Origin of the sequence: Micromonospora sp. NPDC018662, from assembly GCF_044391475.1 — a bacterium.
Taxonomy (GTDB): domain Bacteria; phylum Actinomycetota; class Actinomycetes; order Mycobacteriales; family Micromonosporaceae; genus Micromonospora.
Window position 1 is genome coordinate 284,093 of sequence record NZ_JBISAC010000002.1, and the last position, 17,254, is coordinate 301,346.

Sequence of the window (17,254 nt, forward strand, 5' to 3'; positions counted from 1 at the left end):
TTCAGGACCGGTGGACGGTGATGTCGCCGTAGGAGGTGCGGCCGCGTACCTCGACGGTCTGCTCGGCGCCGCCGGGCCGGGCGGTGCTCTCCAGCCGGTTGTGCACCTGACCGAAGCCGGTGTTGACCTCCAGCCAGGCGGCGGTGCCCGGCGCGACGCCGATGTCCAGGTCACCCATGGCCGTGCCGAGCACGACCGAGCCGCGCACCACCTCGGCGACGCGGATGCCGCCGTTGGAGGTCTTCGCGTCGACGCCGGCGCCGGCGCGAGTCACCTCGATGGCGCCGTTGGCGTTGCGCACCCGGACGTCTCCGGTGGCCGCGTCGATCGTGGTGTCGCCGTTGGAGTTCTTGACCGCCACCGCGCCCTCGACCCGGCCGACCTGGACGGTGCCGGAGCCGGTGGAGATCTCCGCGTCGCCGGTGACGCCGTCGACGCTGACCCGGCCGACGCCGGTGTGCAGGCGCAGCGGCCCGGTCTGCTCCAGGCGCACGTGGCCGGTGGTCTTGACCCGGGTCTCGCCGAGCCGGCCGACGGCGACGACGTCGCCCATCAGCAGGTGCGCGGAGAGCCGGGAGTCGCTCGGCAGTTCGATGGAGACGTCCACCGACCTGCTCTTCTTCGAGAAGTCGAAGGAGCGCCGCGGGCCGGTGACCTGGAGCGTGCCGTTGGTGTGGTCGACGCGCACCTGCGCGGCGGCCTGCACGTCGGACTCGTCGTCGGCGTTGCTCGGGCGGACCTCGACCACGGTGTCGGCGCGGTCGCTCGCGGCGATCCGCACAGAGGCGACGCCGAGATCCATCGTGACGGTGATCGATTCGGGCGTGTCGAAAACAGGCATGGTTGTCCCCGCATCCTGGGTGGGTGGGTCGTCCCCGCAGGTCAGGGGGACGGGAGAGAAGAAGTGGTGCGGCGCGGTGCGGTCAGTGCACCCAGCCGGTGAACCGCTGCTGGGACCGCTTCCCGACGTGCGGCGGCTCGGGACGAGGCTCCCGGTCGCCGCCGCGCAGGCCGGCGGCGGCGGCCCGGACCAGCCAGGCGTTGACCGAACGCCCCTCGGCGGCGGCGGCCTCCTCGACCGCGGCCTTGAGCTGCTCGGGCATCCGTACGTTGATCCGGGCGACCGGGCCGTCCTCGGTGATCGGCAGGTCGATGTCGGGTGCCGTGCCCGCCTCGGGTGCGGCGGGCGGCGGCTCGGTGGGCGGCACCGTCACCACGAAGTCCGGGTCGCGACCGCGCAGGCGCAGCTCCACCGAACCCGGGGCCAACTCCCGGGTGATCTCGTCGGCGGCGGCCGACAGCGCGTCCAGCAGCGTCATCCGGATCGCCGACTCCAGCGGCCCGGTCAGGCGCTCGACCAGCGCACGCGATTCTTCGCCGCCGGCTTCGGCGAGGGCGGCGAACTCCCGCCCGAGGTTGCTCACATACGAGGTCAAGTCCATGGCACTACTGTGGCACACATCGTGGCATCACTGCAAGCCTTCATGGCATCATACTGCTGCCATGAAGTGCCGATGAAACTATTTCACGAGCTCAGAGGCGGTGCCACGATGACACCGGTGGCACGGGCGGCACACTCCGGACGGCCACCGCCTAGCCCTACGGTGAAGGCCATGACTGCGATTCCCGACCGGATGCGGCCACCTCGCCCTGAGGGCCGGCACGCCGAGGACCTGGACAAGCTCGCCGAAGCTCCGCGGCACAGCTCGGAAGCCGCACGCCCGGCCGTGGACATGCTCCTGGCCGCGTGGAGCGCCGCGACGGGACGACCGGCGTACGTCACCTCCACGGTGTCCGACCTGCTCGGAAGGCCCGCGCGGACGTTCCGTCAGTGGGCCACCGACCACGCCACGTCGGTTCACCGAGGTCCCTCGTGAACTCACCTCACCGCGCGGGTAGCGATGGCCTGGGGCGGTGGCAGGGCTCGGACGGGCTCGCCGATGGAGTAGACCTCCAGGCACGACAGGCGGGCCAGCTCACCTACAGCCCGATGGCCCGAACCCGCTGCCCGCACAGCTTGATGATGTCGTCGACATCAGATGTCAGGACCGCCACCGGCGCGGGTAGTCGCAGCGCCACCTCGGCGACCATGGCATCGATGGCGTACTTGTGCCCATGAAGCCCCGCCGCTTTCAACAGCCCCGCACTGCGGCGGGCGCTTTCCACCGTCACCGCCTCCACCCGGATCCGGGACAGCAGCCAGGTCAGCCGCGCGACGTCCACGCCGGAGTGGGAAACCTCGATGATCGTGGCGGCCGACATGGCAAGATCGACCCCATCACGCTCCGCCTGCTCCAGCAGTCGCATCACGTTGCGGTCCCGTTCGATCCACCTTGCGAAGCCTTGCGAGTCGAGCACCAGCGACTCAAGGCTCACGCCGCACGTCCGATCTCCTCGGTCCCGTGCAGGAGTGCCCGAGCCTCGGCCATCTCCTCGTCAGTGAACGCCCCAAATTCGCCCTGGTAGCGATCCAACTCCTCGCGGAGAAGTCTGCGCCGCTCGGCCCGCTCGGCCAGCTCGGTGAGGTAGCCGGAGACGTTGTCGGTGTGTGTCTTCATGCTCTCCAGCAACTCTGCCGGCAGCGTGATCGTGACCTTCTTCGTCCTCGCCATCCTGCGACCATACCACGGTGTTACCGCCACGAACCGTTGGGCACCGGCCATCTGACCTACCAGTACACGCCGGGCTCAGACGTTGAGTACTTTGCGCTCGTACGGAGCACCCGTCCCGTTCCGCCATGCTTCATCGACCCGGGCCAAGCTCGTACGTCGGGCGTCCCCATCCATCGGCTCGTCGTCCAGCCACCGACGGGTTTCGGGGTCATGACTGGCTGCGGCAATCGCGTCGAGGTCAGAGCCCCGCCGATGCCGCAAGGCGACAGTGCCGTCTGTAAGCCGGCGAGCCGGGGGTTCTATCGGCGTGGAACGGACCATGGGAGCTCACGTTACGGCTCGTCCCCCGTTTGCGCTGGTCCTGTCAACCTACGGTCACCTGATGCCGGACTCGGAGGAACGCACCCGCCGGGCGGTCGATGAGGCGTGGGGCTGTGCCTCAGGTGTGCCCCAGGGCGAGGCGTCAGCCTCCTGAACTGCGGAAACAGGCCGGAGTCAGACGTTGAAGCGGAACTCCACCACGTCGCCGTCCTGCATCACGTACTCCTTGCCCTCGATCCGGACCTTGCCGGCGGCCTTCGCCGCCGCCATCGATCCGGCCGCGACCAGGTCGGCGTAGGAGACCACCTCGGCCTTGATGAAGCCGCGCTGGAAGTCGCTGTGGATCACCCCGGCGGCCTCCGGCGCGGTCGCCCCGATCGGGACGGTCCAGGCGCGCGCCTCCTTGGGGCCGGCCGTGAGGTACGTCTGGAGCCCCAGCGTCCGGAAGCCCACCCGGACCAACTGGTCCAGGCCCGGCTCGGACTGCCCGATCGACTCCAGCAGCTCGCGGGCCTCGTCCTCGGGCAGGTCCACCAGCTCGGACTCGATCTTGGCGTCCATGAAGACCGCCTCGGCGGGCGCGACCAGGCCGCGCAGCTCGTCGAGGAACGCGGCGTTGCCCAGCTCGGCCTCGTCGACGTTGAAGACGTAGATGAACGGCTTGGTGGTGAGCAGGTGCAGCTCGCGCAGGTGCTCCAGCTCGACCTTCGCGGCCGCGGCGCCCGCGTACAGCGTGGTGCCGTTGTCGAGGACCTCGACGGCCTTCTTGGCGGCCTCGACGGCGGCGGCCCGGTCCTTGCGGAGCTTGGCCTCCTTCTCCAGCCGGGGCAGCGCCTTCTCCAGCGTCTGGATGTCGGCCAGGATCAGCTCGGTGTTGATCGTCTCGATGTCGTCGGCGGGCGAGACCTTGCCGTCGACGTGCACCACGTTCGGGTCGGAGAAGGCGCGCACCACCTGGCAGATCGCCGAGGCGTCGCGGATGTTGGCCAGGAACGCGTTGCCCCGGCCCTGTCCCTTCGACGCGCCCCGGACCAGGCCGGCGATGTCGACGAACGAGACCGGCGCGGGCAGCACCTTCTGCGAGGAGAAGATCTCGGCCAGCTTGCCCAGGCGCTCGTCGGGCAGCCCGACCACGCCGACGTTCGGCTCGATGGTGGCGAACGGGTAGTTCGCGGCGAGCACGTCGTTCTTGGTCAGCGCGTTGAACAGGGTGCTCTTGCCCACGTTGGGCAGGCCGACGATGCCGATGGTGAGACTCACGACGAGCCAGCTTACGCGGTCTACCGGCCGTCCGGCCCGGCGGGCAGCAGCCGGGGCTCGATCCGGGTCTCCCGCACCGTCCCGTCCTCGGCGCGCACCAGCTCGTACGCGGCCACGTCGGGCCGGTCCGCCACCGCCTCGACCAGCCGGGTCCCCCGGTAGATCAGCCCGACGCCGTCGTCGGTGCAGTGGCTGGTCGGCAGCGTGCCGTCGGCGACCAGCCGGTGCATCAGCGGCCGGCGCTGCTCCTCGCTGTCGTAGTGCACGCCGTTGCCGTACGGGAGCCAGCCCAGCCCGTCGGTGAAGGGGCGCAGCTCCGGGCCGTAGCTGTCGGTGGCGCCACCGGTGTGCCAGCAGATCGAGCCGGCGGAGACGCCGCCGAGCACCACCCCGGCCTGCCAGCACTCGTGCAGGATCTCCGGCAGGCCGTGCACCCGCCACACCGCGCACAGGTTGGCCACGCTGCCGCCGCCGACCCAGATCACGTCCTGGGCGAGCAGGTGGGCGCGGATGTCGTCGACGTTGGGCATCGGGTAGAGCGCCAGGTGGGACGCGCGGAACCGGGTGTTCGCGAACGCGCCGTAGAACACGGTGAGGCCGGTCGGCTGGTCGCCGACGGCCTGGCCGAGATAGCAGACCCGGGGCGCGTCACCGGCGCCCGCCAGCTCGGCCATGAGGTCGAAGAGCTGGCTGGGCCGCGCGTCCCAGGGGCCGCGCCGCCGGCTGAAGTAGCCCATGCTGGTGGCGACGATGGTCGGTTCGGTGGCGGGCATGGGTGTCCTTCCGGCCGGCGACGGTGGAGATCATTGTGCCCCGTTCGGGGCCGCCTGCGCCGTCTCGGCGGCGGCGAGCAGGGCGCGCAGCAGGTCGGCCAGCCGGTCCCGGTCGGCGGGTGGCAGCGCGTCGAGGATCCGTCGCTGCACCTCCAGCCCGGCCTCCGCCGACTCCTCGACCACCTGCCGGCCGGCGTCGGTGAGGCTGACCCGCAGCGCCCGCCGGTCGAGCGGGTCCGGCGCGCGGCGTACCAGCCCGGCGCGTTCCAGCCGGTCGAGCCGGCCGGTCATCCCGCCGGAGGTGAGCATCAACGTGGCGGTGAGCGCCTTCGGCGCCAGCGTGTACGGCGGGCCGGACCGGCGCAGCGCGGCGAGCACGTCGAACTCGCCGCGACCGATGCCCCAGCGGGCGTACACCTGTTCCTGACGGTCGCCGACCAGCCGGGACAGCCGGTAGATGCGGCCGAAGACGGCCATCGGCTCGGGCCGCATGCCGGGCCGTTCCCGACGCCACTGCTCGACGATCAGGTCAACCTCGTCCGCTGCCACGGCTGTCGATTGTGCCGCACGTCGCCCTTCCGCTTTCACTCGACACGAAGTAGCTTAGCCCTAAGATACTTACCGTCGTGAGAAGAGGCAGGCATGACCCGCCGAACCGATGTCGCGCTCACCGCGATCGCACCGCTCGCCTGGGGCACCACCTACCTGGTGACCGCCGAGCTGCTGCCCGCCGACCGGCCGCTCTGGGCCGGGGCGATCCGCGCCCTCCCGGCCGGCCTGCTGCTGCTCGCCCTGACCCGCCGCCGACCGCACGGCATCTGGTGGGGCCGGGCCGCCCTGCTCGGCACGCTCAACATCGGGGCGTTCTTCCCGCTGCTCTTCGTCGCCGCCTACCGGTTGCCCGGCGGCACCGCGGCCGTGCTCGGCGCCGCCCAGCCCCTGCTGGTCGCGGTGCTCACGGTCGCCCTGCTGCGGGACCGGCCCGGCCGGACGACGCTGCTCGCCGCCGTCGCCGCACCGACCGGCGTCGCCCTGGTCGTGCTGCGGCCGGGCGCCGGCCTCGACCCGCTCGGCGTCGCCGCCGGCCTGGCCGGCACCGCCGCGATGGCCGCCGGCCTGGTGCTCACCCGCCGCTGGGGGCGCCCGGCCGGGGTCGGCACGCTCGCGGCCACGAGCTGGCAGCTCGTCGCCGGCGGCCTGCTGATCACACCGGTCGCCGCCGCCGTCGAGGGAGCGCCGCCCGCGCCGGACGGGCCGGCCCTGCTCGGGTACGCGTGGCTCGGGCTGGTCGGCACCGCGCTGGCGTACGTGCTCTGGTTCCGGGGCGCGGCCCGGCTGCCGGTGGCCCGGGTGTCGATGCTCGGCGCGCTCAGCCCGCTGACCGCGGCGGCGCTCGGCTGGCTGGTGCTCGGCCAGGCGCTCGGCCCGATCCAGCTCGCCGGCTTCGCGGTGGCGGTCGCCGCCATGGTGCTCGGGCAGCTCCCGGACCGGAACGCCCGGGGCGCGACCGCCCCACGGCCCGCTCAGCCGGCCGGGGGCGCCGCCAGCGCACAGCCGGGCCGGGGCACCGCCAGCGCAGAGCCGGCCCGGACCACCGCCGGCGCGCAGCCGGGCCAGGTCGCCCGGGCCGTCGCCGGCACGGACGGGCGGGTCGCGCGCGCCGCTCAGCCGGCTCGCAGCCGGCGCCAGTCGGCCGGCGGCGTGCCGACGACCGGAACGTCCTCGGGCAGCGCGCCGGACGGCAGCTCCGCCGCGGCGGCGAGCGGCAGGGTGAACCGGTGGCCGGCGGCGGGCCCGGCCTCGTGTGACCGGTCGAGCAGCCAGCGCACCTCGTCGGCGGTCCAGCCGAGGCCGGGCCGGGCGGCGATCTCCCCGACCAGCCGCACGCCGACCCGGGTGTCGTCGTCGTAGAAGCGCATGCACCAGTGGTGCGCCCACATGCCGAGCGCGCGCAGGCCGGCCGCATCGAGCGAGCCGACCAGCCGGCCGCAGGCGGTGGCGGCGAAGGGCCGCTCCGAGTCGTCGGCGCGGTCCCGCTCGATCGCGCCGTAGGCGGCCGACGCCACCGCCCGCATCCGGTCGTAGAAGCCCTGCACCACCGCGGTGTCGAGTGGTGCTCGCCCCCGCCCGGCCACGCTCGCCATGCCCCGCACCTTTTCTTGAGTTGGTGGCGGGACGGTACCGACCACTTACGACACTTTCCCCGCCTCCCAGGAAAGATCCACGCCACCTCGGCGAGGTGGCGGTATCCGAGGGGCGGGGACACCGCCATCTCGCCGAGCTGGCGCGACTGCCGCACGTCAGGTCCGAAACCCGCCAGCCGAGCGTCCGACCTGCGAGGCAGGATCGGGGCATGGAGCTGGACTTCGAGCGGTGCTACCGGGCCGTCGACAGCCGCGACCCGCGGTTCGACGGCTGGTTCTACACCGGCGTCACCTCGACCGGGATCTACTGCCGGCCGTCCTGCCCGGCGATGACCCCGAAGCGACAGAATGTCCGGTTCTTTCCGTCGGCCGCCGCCGCGCAGGGCGCCGGGCTGCGGGCCTGCCGCCGGTGCCGGCCCGACGCCGCGCCGGGCTCCCCCCAGTGGGACGTCCGGGCCGACCTGGTCGGCCGGGCGATGCGGCTGATCGCCGACGGCGTGGTAGACCGGGACGGCGTGCCCGGGCTCGCCACTCGGCTGGGCTACACCGAGCGGCACCTGCACCGCATGCTCCAGGCCGAGCTGGGCGCCGGTCCACTGGCGCTGGCCCGGGCGCAGCGTGCGCAGACCGCCCGGATCCTGGTCGAGACCACCGGGCTCGGTCTGGCCGAGGTGGCCTTCGCCGCCGGGTTCGGCAGCGTGCGGCAGTTCAACGACACGGTCCGCGAGGTGTTCGGCGTCACGCCGTCCGAGCTGCGCGGCCGGAGCAGCGGGGCGACCGCCGGTGGGGCGGGCACCATCACGCTACGGCTGGCCCACCGGCCGCCCCTGCACGCCGGCGCGCTGCTGGATTTCCTGGCGTTGCGCGCGCTGCCCGGCATCGAGGAGGTCCGCGACGGGACGTACCACCGCGGGCTGCGCCTGCCGCACGGACCCGCCTGGGCGGCGCTGACCCCGGCCGACGGGCACGTGGCCGCCACGTTGCGGCTGGCCGACATGCGCGACGTGGCACCCGCGGTGGCCCGCTGCCGCCGCCTGTTCGACCTGGACGCGGACCCGGTCGCGGTGGACGCCGTCCTCGCCGACGACCCGGCGCTGGCCCCGACGGTCGCCGCGGAGCCCGGTGTCCGGCTCCCGCACGCGGTGGACGGCTTCGAGACGGCGGTCCGCGCCGTCACCGCCCAGCAGGTCTCGCTCCGCTCGGCCCGGACCACGCTCACCCGTCTGATCTCCGCCGCCCGGTCCGGCGACGACGGGGCCGCCGACCGGCCACCGGGTGGCCTGCGGGCGTTCCCGAGCGCGGCAGAGGTGCTCGCCGCGCCGGACCCGGCGTTCCGGATGCCGGCGGCCCGGCGGGAGACGATCCGGGCGTTGGCCCGGGCCGTCACCGACGGGGCACTGGACCTGGAAGCGGGCGGCGACCGGGAGGAGGCCGCCCGGCAGTTGGTCGCGCTGCCCGGCGTCGGGCCGTGGACCGCCGGTTACCTGGCCATGCGCGCGCTCGGTGACCCCGACGTCATCCTCGCCACCGACCTGGGCGTCCGCCGCGGCGCAGCCGCGCTCGGCCTGCCCGACGACCCGAAGACCCTGTCCGCGTACGCGGACCGCTGGCGCCCCTGGCGGTCGTACGCGACGATCCGACTCTGGAGAGCAGCATGAGCACTGTGGACAGCACCGTCATCGACACCCCCGCCGGGCCGCTGAGCGTGCTCGCCGGGCCCGGCGGCGCGGTGCGCGCGGCGGGCTTCACCGCCGACCCGGCGGCCCTGGTCCCGTTGACGCATCCGAGCCTCCGTGGCGACCTGCGGGGCCGGACCGACCTCGGGCCGGTGACCGCCGCCGTCCGGGCCTACCTCGACGGCGACCTGGCCGCGATCGACACGGTCGAGGTGGAACAGCACACCGACGGCCTCTTCCTGGCGCACGCCTGGCGGGTGCTGCGCGACGTGAAGCCGGGCGATCCGGTGACCTACACCAGGTTCGCCGCGCTGGCCGGCCGGCCAGCCGCGGTCCGCGCCGCCGCGGCGGCCTGTGCCCGCAACGCCGCCGCGCTCTTCGTGCCCTGCCACCGGGTGTTGCGCACCGACGGCGCGCTCGGTGGCTACCGCTGGGGGCTGGACGTGAAGAAGTGGCTTCTCGGGCATGAGGGACGGGTGACGGCTAGCTGACCCCCCACCGTCCCACCCGGCCGCTACCGTCGGTTGGTGCCCGCGCCCAGCGACGGCAATCCCGCGGCGCATCCGGTCGCCCGGTCCCAGCCGCTGCGCAACCTCTGGCGGCTGCGGCCCTACCTGCGCCCGTACGCGACGGAGTTCGCCTGGCTGCTGGTCGCGGCGCTGGCCGCGACCGCGGCGAGCCTGGCCGTCCCGCTCGTGGTGCAGCGGGTGGTGGACGGGCCGGTGGCCCGGCACGACGGGGTCGGGCTGCTCCGGCTCGGCGCGCTCGCGCTGCTGCTCGGGCTCGCCGAGGCGGTGCTGATCTTCATCCGGCGGTGGACGCAGTCGTCCTCCTCGGTGGGCATGGAGGCGGCCATCCGGGCCGACATCTACGCGCATCTGCAACGGCTTCCGGCCGGCTTCCACGACCGCTGGCAGTCCGGCCAACTGCTCTCCCGGATCACCAGCGACCTCTCGGTGATCCGCCGGTTCCTCTCCTTCGGCCTGCTCTTCCTGGTGCTCAACCTGATCACCTACGCGGCTGTGGTGGTGCTGCTGATCCGGCTGCACCCCTGGCTGGGCCTGCTGGTCGCGGCCAGCGCCGTCCCGCTGTTCCTGATCAGCCGCCGGTTCGCCCGGCACTACCACGCGGCGTCCCGCCGCATGCAGGACCAGCAGGGCGACGTGGCCACGTTGGTGGAGGAGACCGCGCAGGGGCTGCGCACGATGCGGGCGTACGGGCGCGGCCCGGAGCTGGCCGCCCGGTTCGCCGCCGGCACCCGCCGGCTGCACGACACCGGCATCGGCAAGGCCCGCCTGCTGGCCCGCACCTCCGCGCTGTTCGACCTGGTGCCCAACCTGACCCTCGGCGCGGTCCTGGTGGCCGGCGCCGCCGCCGTGGCCGGGGGCGCGCTCACCATCGGGCAACTGGTCGCCTTCGTCAGCCTCCAGCTCATGCTGATCTGGCCGGTGCAGTCGCTCGGCTGGATCATCGCGAACGGGCAGGAGGCCGCCACCGCCGCCGACCGGATCCAGGAGGTGCTCGACACGCCGCCGACCATCGTGGACGCCCCGCACGCCCGGTCGCTGGGCCGGGCCGACGTGCGCGGCCGGCTCCGCTTCGAGCGGGTGAGCTTCCGCTATCCCGGCGCGCCCGCCCCGGTGCTGCACGGGCTGGACCTGACCGTCGAGCCCGGCGAGACGCTCGCCCTGGTCGGTGCCACCGGGTGCGGCAAGAGCACGTTGCTCTCGCTGGTCCCCCGGCTGCACGAGGTGACCGGCGGCCGGATCACGCTCGACGGGCACGACCTGCGCGACCTGCGACTCGGCTCGCTGCGCCGGCTGGTCGGGGTGGCCTTCGAGGAGCCGACGCTGTTCTCCATGTCGGTCCGGGAGAACCTCACCCTGGGCCGACCCGAGGCCGGCGAGGAGGAGGTACGGGCCGCGCTGGCGCTGGCGCAGGCGGAGTTCGCGTACGACCTGCCGTGGGGGTTGGCCACCCGGATCGGTGAGCAGGGGCTGTCGCTCTCCGGCGGGCAGCGGCAGCGGCTGGCGCTGGCCCGGGCGGTGCTCGGCCGGCCTGCCCTGCTGGTCCTCGACGATCCGCTCTCCGCGCTGGACGTGCACACCGAGGCGCTGGTCGAGGCCGCGCTGCGCCGCGTGTTGCGGAACACCACGGCGCTGCTGGTGGTGCACCGGCCGTCGACCGTGGCGCTGGCCGACCGGGTGGCGCTGCTGGAGGCCGGCCGGGTGGTGGCCGTCGGCACCCACTCCGAGATGCTGGCCGGGGTGCCGGCGTACCGGGCGGTGCTCTCCGCCGAGCCGGAGGGCCGGCCGGGCGGCGTCGGCCTGGTGCGGTCGTGACCGAGCCGGACGCCGACCTGTCCCGGTGGCGGGGCCGGGCCACCGACCCGGACGCCGACCGCAGCCGCGCCGAGGGCTCCTCACCGGCGGCGGTGACCCGGCTCCGCGCCCGCAGCCGGGTCCTGCTGCGCCAACTGCTCCGCCCCCACCGGGCACCGCTCGGGCTGGCCGTGTCGCTGCTGCTGGCCCAGAACGTGGCCGCGATGACCGGCCCGTACCTGGTCATGCTCGGCATCGACCGGGGCATCGGGCCGCTGCGGGCCGGGGACGCCGGCCCGCTGGTCGCGGTCGCCGCCGCGTTCGTCGTGGCCACCGCCGTCGAGTACGCGGCCCGGCGCGCGTTCCTCGCCCTCGCCGCCCGGATCGGCCAGGCCGTCCTGCTCGACCTCCGCCACCGGGTGTACGCGCACTTCCTCCGCCTCGACGTCGGCTTCCACGAGCGCTACACGTCCGGCCGGATGGTGTCCCGGCTGACCAGCGACCTGGAATCGATCGGCGAGCTGGTCGACGGCGGGATCGACCGGCTGGTCATGGCCGTGCTGTCGGTGCTGTCGGTGGCGGGCATCCTGCTCTGGCTGGACCTGCCGCTGGCCGCGGTCACGCTGTTCTCATTCCCGTTCCTGTTCGGGCTGTCCCGCTGGTTCGCCCGCGCCTCCGCCGGGGCCTACCGGCGCACCCGGGAGGCGGTGGCGCTGGTCATCGTGCACTTCGTCGAGTCGCTGCGCGGGATCCGGGCCGTGCAGGCGTTCCGCCGCGAACCCCGCAACCAGCACATCTTCGCCGCCGTCAACGACGACTACCGGCGGGCCAGCCTGCGCGCGTTCCGGCTGATCGCGATCTACTCGCCGGGCATCCGGCTGATCGGCAACCTCACCACCGCCACGGTGCTCGTGTACGGCGGGTGGCGGGTGCTCGGCGGCCACACCGAGGTCGGTGTGCTCGCCGCGTTCCTGCTCTACCTGCGGCGGTTCTTCGAGCCGATGGAGGAGCTGAGCCAGTTCTACAACTCGTTGCAGTCGGCGACCGCGGCGTTGGAGAAGCTGGCCGGTGTGCTGGACGAGCGCCCGGCGGTGGCCGAGCCGGCGCGGCCGGTGCCGTTGCCCGCCGGTCCGCCGCGCGGCGCCGTGGTCTTCCGCTCGGTCTCCTTCGGCTACCGGCCGGAGACGCCGATCCTGTCCGGCCTGGAGCTGACCGTGCCGGCCGGGCAGACCGTGGCGCTGATCGGGCCGACCGGTGCCGGGAAGTCCACGGTGGCCAAGCTGCTGGCCCGCTTCCACGACCCGGACGCCGGTTCGGTCCGCCTGGACGGGGTGGACCTGCGGGACCTGGCCGACGCCGAGCTGCGCCGGGCGGTGGTGCTGGTCACCCAGGAGACCCACCTGTTCAGCGGTTCCGTCGCGGAGAACATCAGGTTCGGCCGCCCGGACGCCGACGACGCCGCCGTGGTGGCCGCCGCCCGGGCCATCGGCGCGCACGGGTTCATCGCCGCGCTGCCCGACGGGTACGCCACCGACGTGCACCGGCGCGGCGGCCGGCTCTCGGCGGGGCAGCGGCAACTGGTCGCGTTCGCCCGGGCGTTCCTGGCCGACCCCCGGGTGCTGATCCTCGACGAGGCCACCTCGTCGCTGGACGTGCCGACCGAGCGGCTGGTTCAGCGCGCGTTGCGGAGCGTGCTGTGCGACCGCACCGCGCTGGTGATCGCGCACCGGCTCTCCACCGTGGAGATCGCCGACCGCGTCCTGGTGCTCGACGCCGGCGGCATCGTCGAGGACGGCCCGCCGGCCGAGCTGGCCACCGCCGGTGGCCGCTACGCCGCCCTGCACCGCCAGTGGCGCGACTCGCTGCTCTAGCGTCCGGGTTGTTCCGCCCCGGCCTCGGTGCGCAGGTCGCGTCGGATCCGGTCGACCGCCCGGCCGAAGCCGAAGAGCACCACGAGGACCAGCGCGGACACCCCGACGAGCACGGGTACGGTCAGCGCCACCTCCTCGGTGCGGCCGATGCTCATGCTCCGCAGCAGGACCGGGGCCAGCGCGAGGGCGGAGAGCAGCGCCGCAGCCACCCCGAGCGCCAGGATCCCGGCCGTACGCGCCGGCTCCGGATCCCCGACGTCCCGCGAGCCGACGGCGCCGTCCCCCGGATCGCTGGCGACAGCTCCCGGGCCGGTGGCGGCGAGCACCAGGCCGAAGCCGAGGGAGAGGCCGAGCCCGACGGCCATGGGCAGCGGCACGACGAGGTTGGCGGTGCCCGGCAACTCGGCCTGGATCGCCGGGTCGGCGAGCGGCACCGCCAGCGCTGCCGGGAGGAGGCCGACCGCGTCCCAGGGCAACAGGCCCGGCCGCAGCCGGGCCATCGTCGCGCCGGCCACGACCGCCAGCACACCGGCCAGCACGACCAGGTATGCCTGGGACCGTTGACCGGTGAAGACGAGCCGCAGCCCGAGGAAGAGCAGCGGCCCGGCGGCAAAGCCGAGCACCACCCAGCGCGCGGCCCTCGCCCGACCGACGCGGTACGCGTGACCGAGCAGGACCAGACCGGCCACCACGGCGACGGCGACCGGGGAGAAGTAGGCGACCGACTCGACGAACTGCGCCCGCCGTGGCCCCACCAGGCCGTCCGGGCTGAGCCGGAACGCGTCGACCACCCACCAGCGCACCACCAGCCCGGCCAGCGTCAGCACGGCCGCGACGGCGGTGGCCACCGCCGGGCCGACCCGGGGACGCCCGACCGGGCCACCGCCGACGGGCCGCTCCCGGTGGGCCAGCACCGCGGCGACCGTGACCACCAGCACGCTGACCCCGACCTGGGCCGGCCAGGCGCGGCCGCCGACGTCGTAGGGACCCCCCGACGCCAGGCGGAACAGGTCCTCGACGCCCGGATACCCGACCAGGCCGGCGGCGAGCGCGGCGGCCACCACCCAGCGGTGTGCCGGCCCGAGTCGGGCCAGCGCCAGCAGCGCCCCGCCCAGCGCCAGCCCGGCACCGAGCGCGGCGGCGAGCACGGCGGCCGTCTGGCCGGCGGTGGGTGGCTGCCGGGGCACGATGCCGACGCCCCCGACGGCCAGCTCACCGGCCAGATAGTGGAGGGCCAGGCCGACCAGCGCGACCGGCCAGCCGGGCAGCCGGTCGGCCGCGGCGGCGACGACGGCCGGCACCACGGCGACCAGCGCGCCCCCGACCAGCGCGAGCAGGGTGATGCTGAGCTGCATCGACCCGGTCGGGAAGCCCTGGACGAGATCGGCGAAGCCGGCCTGGCGGGCCGGCGCCAGACCACCGGCCGAGAAGAACGCCCCGACCGCGAAGGCCGCCGTCGCCCCGGCCACGGTGGCGCCGACAGTCGGTGTGCGCACGCTCGCGTCCATCGTGGTGCCTCCCCCGCATCCGTGGACGGGCCGATGCTGTCACAACCCGAGGACGACCGCTGTCCCCGACCACGCGGACGACCACAATCCCGCGAACGCCCGGCCACGCGGACGACACCAACCCGCGAACGCCCGGCCACGCCGGCACCCGGCCAACTGAAAGGCGTGGAGCGGCCCGACGCGCCCGCCTACCATCGGCGGATGACCGACACGACGAGGCCAGCTCGCAGCGGCGTGCCCGAGCGTCCGAGCCTGGACGGCCTCGAGGAGACCTGGGCCCACCGCTGGCAGTCCGACGGCACGTACGCGTTCGACCGCACGAAGGAACGCGCGGACGTGTACTCCATCGACACCCCGCCGCCGACCGTGTCGGGCGAGCTGCACATGGGGCACGTCTTCTCGTACACGCACACCGACGTCGTGGCCCGGTTCCAGCGGATGCGCGGGCGGACGGTCTTCTACCCGATGGGCTGGGACGACAACGGGCTGCCCACCGAGCGCCGGGTGCAGAACGTCTACGGTGTGCGCCCCGACCCGGCGCTGCCGTACGACAGGGCCTGGCGACCGCCGGCCACGCCGGTGGGCGCCGACGCCCGGAAGAATCCGACGGCGATCTCCCGACGCAACTTCATCGAGCTGTGCGAGACGCTGACCGTGGCGGACGAGCAGGTGTTCGAGGCGCTGTGGCGGCGGCTCGGCCTGTCCGTGGACTGGTCGTTGACGTACACCACGATCGGGCCGGCGGCGCGTGCGGCCAGCCAGCGCGCGTTCCTGCGCAACCTGGCCCGGGGCGAGGCGTACCAGGCGGAGGCGCCGACGCTCTGGGACGTCGGGTACGGCACCGCGGTGGCCCAGGCGGAGCTGGAGGACCGGGCCCGGCCCGGCGCGTACCACCGGCTGCGGTTCGCCGGGCCGGACGGGCGCGAGGTGCTGATCGACACCACCCGGCCGGAGCTGCTGCCGGCCTGCGTGGCGCTGGTCTGCCACCCCGACGACGAGCGGTACGCCGACCTGGTCGACACCGCTGTGCGTACCCCGGTCTTCGGGGTGGAGGTGCCGGTGCGCGCGCACGCGCTGGCGGACCCGGCCAAGGGCACGGGCATCGCGATGGTCTGCACGTTCGGCGACCTGACGGACGTGACCTGGTGGCGGGACCTGCGGCTGGACACCCGGGTGGTGATCGGCCGGGACGGCCGGCTGCTGCCGGAACCGCCGGCGGACGTGCCGGCGGGGCCCTACGCGGCGCTCGCCGGGCAGAGTGTCAACGGTGCCCGGCGCGCGGTGGTGGAGCTGCTGGGCGACGCCGGCGACCTGGTCGGCGAGCCGCGCCCGATCACCCACCCGGTGAAGTTCTACGAGCGCGGCGACCGGCCGCTGGAGATCGTCTCGACCCGGCAGTGGTATCTGCGCAACGGCGGCCGGGACACCGGCCTGCGCGACGAGCTGCTGGCCCGCGGGCGCGAGCTGCGCTGGGTGCCGGAGCACATGCGGCACCGCTACGAGCACTGGGTGGGTGGCCTCACCGGCGACTGGCTGGTCAGCCGGCAGCGGTTCTTCGGCGTGCCGGTGCCGGTGTGGTACCGGCTCGACGACGCTGGCGAACCGGACTGGACCCACCCTCTCACACCGGACGAGGCGGCGTTGCCGATCGATCCGACCAGCGAGCCGCCGCCCGGTTTCGCCGAGTCGCAGCGCGGCCGACCCGGTGGCTTCACCGGTGATCCGGACGTGCTGGACACCTGGGCGACCTCGTCGCTGACGCCGCAGCTCGTCGGCGGGTGGGAGACCGACCCGGACTTGTTCGCCCGGGTCTTCCCGATGGACCTGCGCCCGCAGGGACACGACATCATCCGCACCTGGCTGTTCGCCACCGTGGCCCGCGCCCACCTGGAGCATGGCGTGCTGCCCTGGCGGACGGCGGTGCTCTCCGGCTGGATCCTCGACCCGGACCGGAAGAAGATGTCGAAGTCCAAGGGGAACGTGGTCACGCCGATGGGGTTGCTGACCGAGCACGGCTCCGACGCGGTCCGCTACTGGGCCGCCAGCGGCAAGCCGGGCATGGACCTGGCGTTCGACCCGGCCCAGGTCAAGGTGGGCCGCCGGCTGGCCACCAAGCTGCTCAACGCGTCCCGGTTCGCGCTCGGGCTGGGCGCCGCCGACGCGCTGCGGGCCCCGGTCACGGCACCGCTCGACACCGCGATGCTCGCCGAGCTGTCCGGCGTGGTCGGGGTGGCGACGTCGGCCCTCGACGGGTACGACCACACCGCCGCCCTGATGGCCACCGAGGCGTTCTTCTGGCGGTTCTGCGACGACTACATCGAACTGGTGAAGGAACGCGCCTACGGCGACGGGCCGGCGGCCGACTCGGCCCGCGCGGCGCTCGCCACCGCGCTGTCGGTGCAGTTGCGGCTCTTCGCGCCGGTGCTGCCGTTCGTCACCGAGGAGGTCTGGTCCTGGTGGCGGTACGGGTCGGTGCACCGCGCGACGTGGCCGACCACGTACGAGGTGGACCGCGCGCTGGCCGCGCCGGGAAATCCGGAGCTGCTGCGGCTGGCCTCGGACGCGCTGGGGCAGGTCCGGCGCGCCAAGTCGGAGCGGAAACTGTCGATGAAGGCGGACGTGCCGCTGGCCGAGGCGCTCGGGCCGGCGGCCCTGCTCGACCAGCTCACCACCGTCGCCGACGACGTGCGCGCGGCGGGGCGGATCGCCAAGCTCGACCTGCTGCCCGACCGCACCCCCGAGCTGGTCATCGCCTGCGCGTTCTGACG

Annotated in this window: 15 protein-coding genes and 1 pseudogene; 7 read left to right on the plus strand and 9 right to left on the minus strand. The window is 74.2% G+C overall.

Features of this window, described 5'->3' with window-relative positions:
* Position 1: 1 nt before the first annotated feature.
* The gene (locus ACH495_RS06625) at positions 2-841 is read right to left on the minus strand and encodes a DUF4097 family beta strand repeat-containing protein (RefSeq protein WP_396856754.1); all 840 of its coding nucleotides are present in this window, start codon (positions 839-841) and stop codon (positions 2-4) included.
* An 82-nt stretch (positions 842-923) separates the two neighbouring features.
* Positions 924-1,442, minus strand: a complete 519-nt coding sequence (locus ACH495_RS06630) for a ribbon-helix-helix protein, CopG family (protein WP_396856755.1) — start codon at positions 1,440-1,442, stop codon at positions 924-926.
* A 171-nt stretch (positions 1,443-1,613) separates the two neighbouring features.
* Between ACH495_RS06630 and ACH495_RS06635 the strand changes: the two genes are divergently transcribed.
* Complete coding sequence (locus tag ACH495_RS06635) at positions 1,614-1,877, plus strand: hypothetical protein (RefSeq protein ID WP_396856756.1); 264 nt, start codon at positions 1,614-1,616, stop codon at positions 1,875-1,877.
* A 103-nt stretch (positions 1,878-1,980) separates the two neighbouring features.
* Here ACH495_RS06635 and ACH495_RS06640 read toward each other — a convergent pair whose 3' ends face one another.
* The 5 genes from ACH495_RS06640 to ACH495_RS06660 all read right to left on the minus strand — a co-directional run bounded on the left by ACH495_RS06640 (position 1,981) and on the right by ACH495_RS06660 (position 5,515).
* Positions 1,981-2,376, minus strand: a complete 396-nt coding sequence (locus ACH495_RS06640; protein ID WP_396856757.1) for a PIN domain-containing protein — start codon at positions 2,374-2,376, stop codon at positions 1,981-1,983.
* A complete protein-coding gene (locus ACH495_RS06645; RefSeq protein WP_396856758.1) occupies positions 2,373-2,612 on the minus strand; it encodes a hypothetical protein in 240 nt (79 codons plus the stop codon). The genes ACH495_RS06640 and ACH495_RS06645 overlap by 4 nt, the downstream gene beginning before the upstream one ends.
* 495 nt (positions 2,613-3,107) lie before the next feature.
* Positions 3,108-4,193, minus strand: coding sequence for a redox-regulated ATPase YchF (ychF, locus tag ACH495_RS06650; RefSeq protein WP_396856759.1), 1,086 nt, complete (start codon positions 4,191-4,193; stop codon positions 3,108-3,110).
* A 20-nt stretch (positions 4,194-4,213) separates the two neighbouring features.
* Positions 4,214-4,966, minus strand: a complete 753-nt coding sequence (locus tag ACH495_RS06655) for a Type 1 glutamine amidotransferase-like domain-containing protein (protein ID WP_396856760.1) — start codon at positions 4,964-4,966, stop codon at positions 4,214-4,216.
* A gap of 30 nt (positions 4,967-4,996) precedes the next feature.
* Positions 4,997-5,515, minus strand: coding sequence for a MarR family winged helix-turn-helix transcriptional regulator (locus ACH495_RS06660; protein ID WP_396856761.1), 519 nt, complete (start codon positions 5,513-5,515; stop codon positions 4,997-4,999).
* A 93-nt stretch (positions 5,516-5,608) separates the two neighbouring features.
* Here ACH495_RS06660 and ACH495_RS06665 point away from each other — a divergent pair.
* Positions 5,609-6,427 (plus strand): annotated as a pseudogene (locus ACH495_RS06665) (EamA family transporter); the annotation flags it as partial.
* Positions 6,428-6,630: 203 nt separating this feature from the next.
* On the opposite strand, the gene ACH495_RS06670 reads toward ACH495_RS06665, so the two are convergent.
* Entirely contained in the window at positions 6,631-7,110 is a 480-nt protein-coding gene (locus tag ACH495_RS06670; protein WP_396856762.1) for a hypothetical protein, read from the minus strand.
* A gap of 209 nt (positions 7,111-7,319) precedes the next feature.
* On the opposite strand from ACH495_RS06670, the gene ACH495_RS06675 reads away from it, so the two are divergent.
* Genes ACH495_RS06675 through ACH495_RS06690 form a run of 4 tightly spaced genes read left to right on the plus strand, consistent with a single transcriptional unit; the run spans position 7,320 to position 12,978 of the window.
* Positions 7,320-8,768, plus strand: a complete 1,449-nt coding sequence (locus tag ACH495_RS06675) for an AlkA N-terminal domain-containing protein (protein WP_396856763.1) — start codon at positions 7,320-7,322, stop codon at positions 8,766-8,768.
* Positions 8,765-9,277, plus strand: a complete 513-nt coding sequence (locus ACH495_RS06680; protein ID WP_396856764.1) for a methylated-DNA--[protein]-cysteine S-methyltransferase — start codon at positions 8,765-8,767, stop codon at positions 9,275-9,277. Before ACH495_RS06675 ends, ACH495_RS06680 begins: the two co-directional genes overlap by 4 nt.
* Before the next feature lie 36 nt (positions 9,278-9,313).
* Positions 9,314-11,128, plus strand: a complete 1,815-nt coding sequence (locus tag ACH495_RS06685; protein WP_396856765.1) for an ABC transporter ATP-binding protein — start codon at positions 9,314-9,316, stop codon at positions 11,126-11,128.
* Positions 11,125-12,978 carry an ABC transporter ATP-binding protein gene (locus tag ACH495_RS06690; protein WP_396856766.1) on the plus strand — a complete coding sequence of 618 codons (1,854 nt, stop codon included), beginning with the start codon at positions 11,125-11,127 and terminating at the stop codon, positions 12,976-12,978. The genes ACH495_RS06685 and ACH495_RS06690 overlap by 4 nt, the downstream gene beginning before the upstream one ends.
* Here the strand turns inward: ACH495_RS06690 and ACH495_RS06695 are convergent.
* Entirely contained in the window at positions 12,975-14,486 is a 1,512-nt protein-coding gene (locus ACH495_RS06695) for a hypothetical protein (protein ID WP_396856767.1), read from the minus strand. The two genes, ACH495_RS06690 and ACH495_RS06695, sit on opposite strands and share 4 nt — an antisense overlap.
* Positions 14,487-14,687: 201 nt before the next feature.
* Here ACH495_RS06695 and valS point away from each other — a divergent pair, with 201 nt between their 5' ends.
* Positions 14,688-17,252, plus strand: coding sequence for a valine--tRNA ligase (valS, locus tag ACH495_RS06700; protein WP_396856768.1), 2,565 nt, complete (start codon positions 14,688-14,690; stop codon positions 17,250-17,252).
* Positions 17,253-17,254 lie beyond the last annotated feature (2 nt).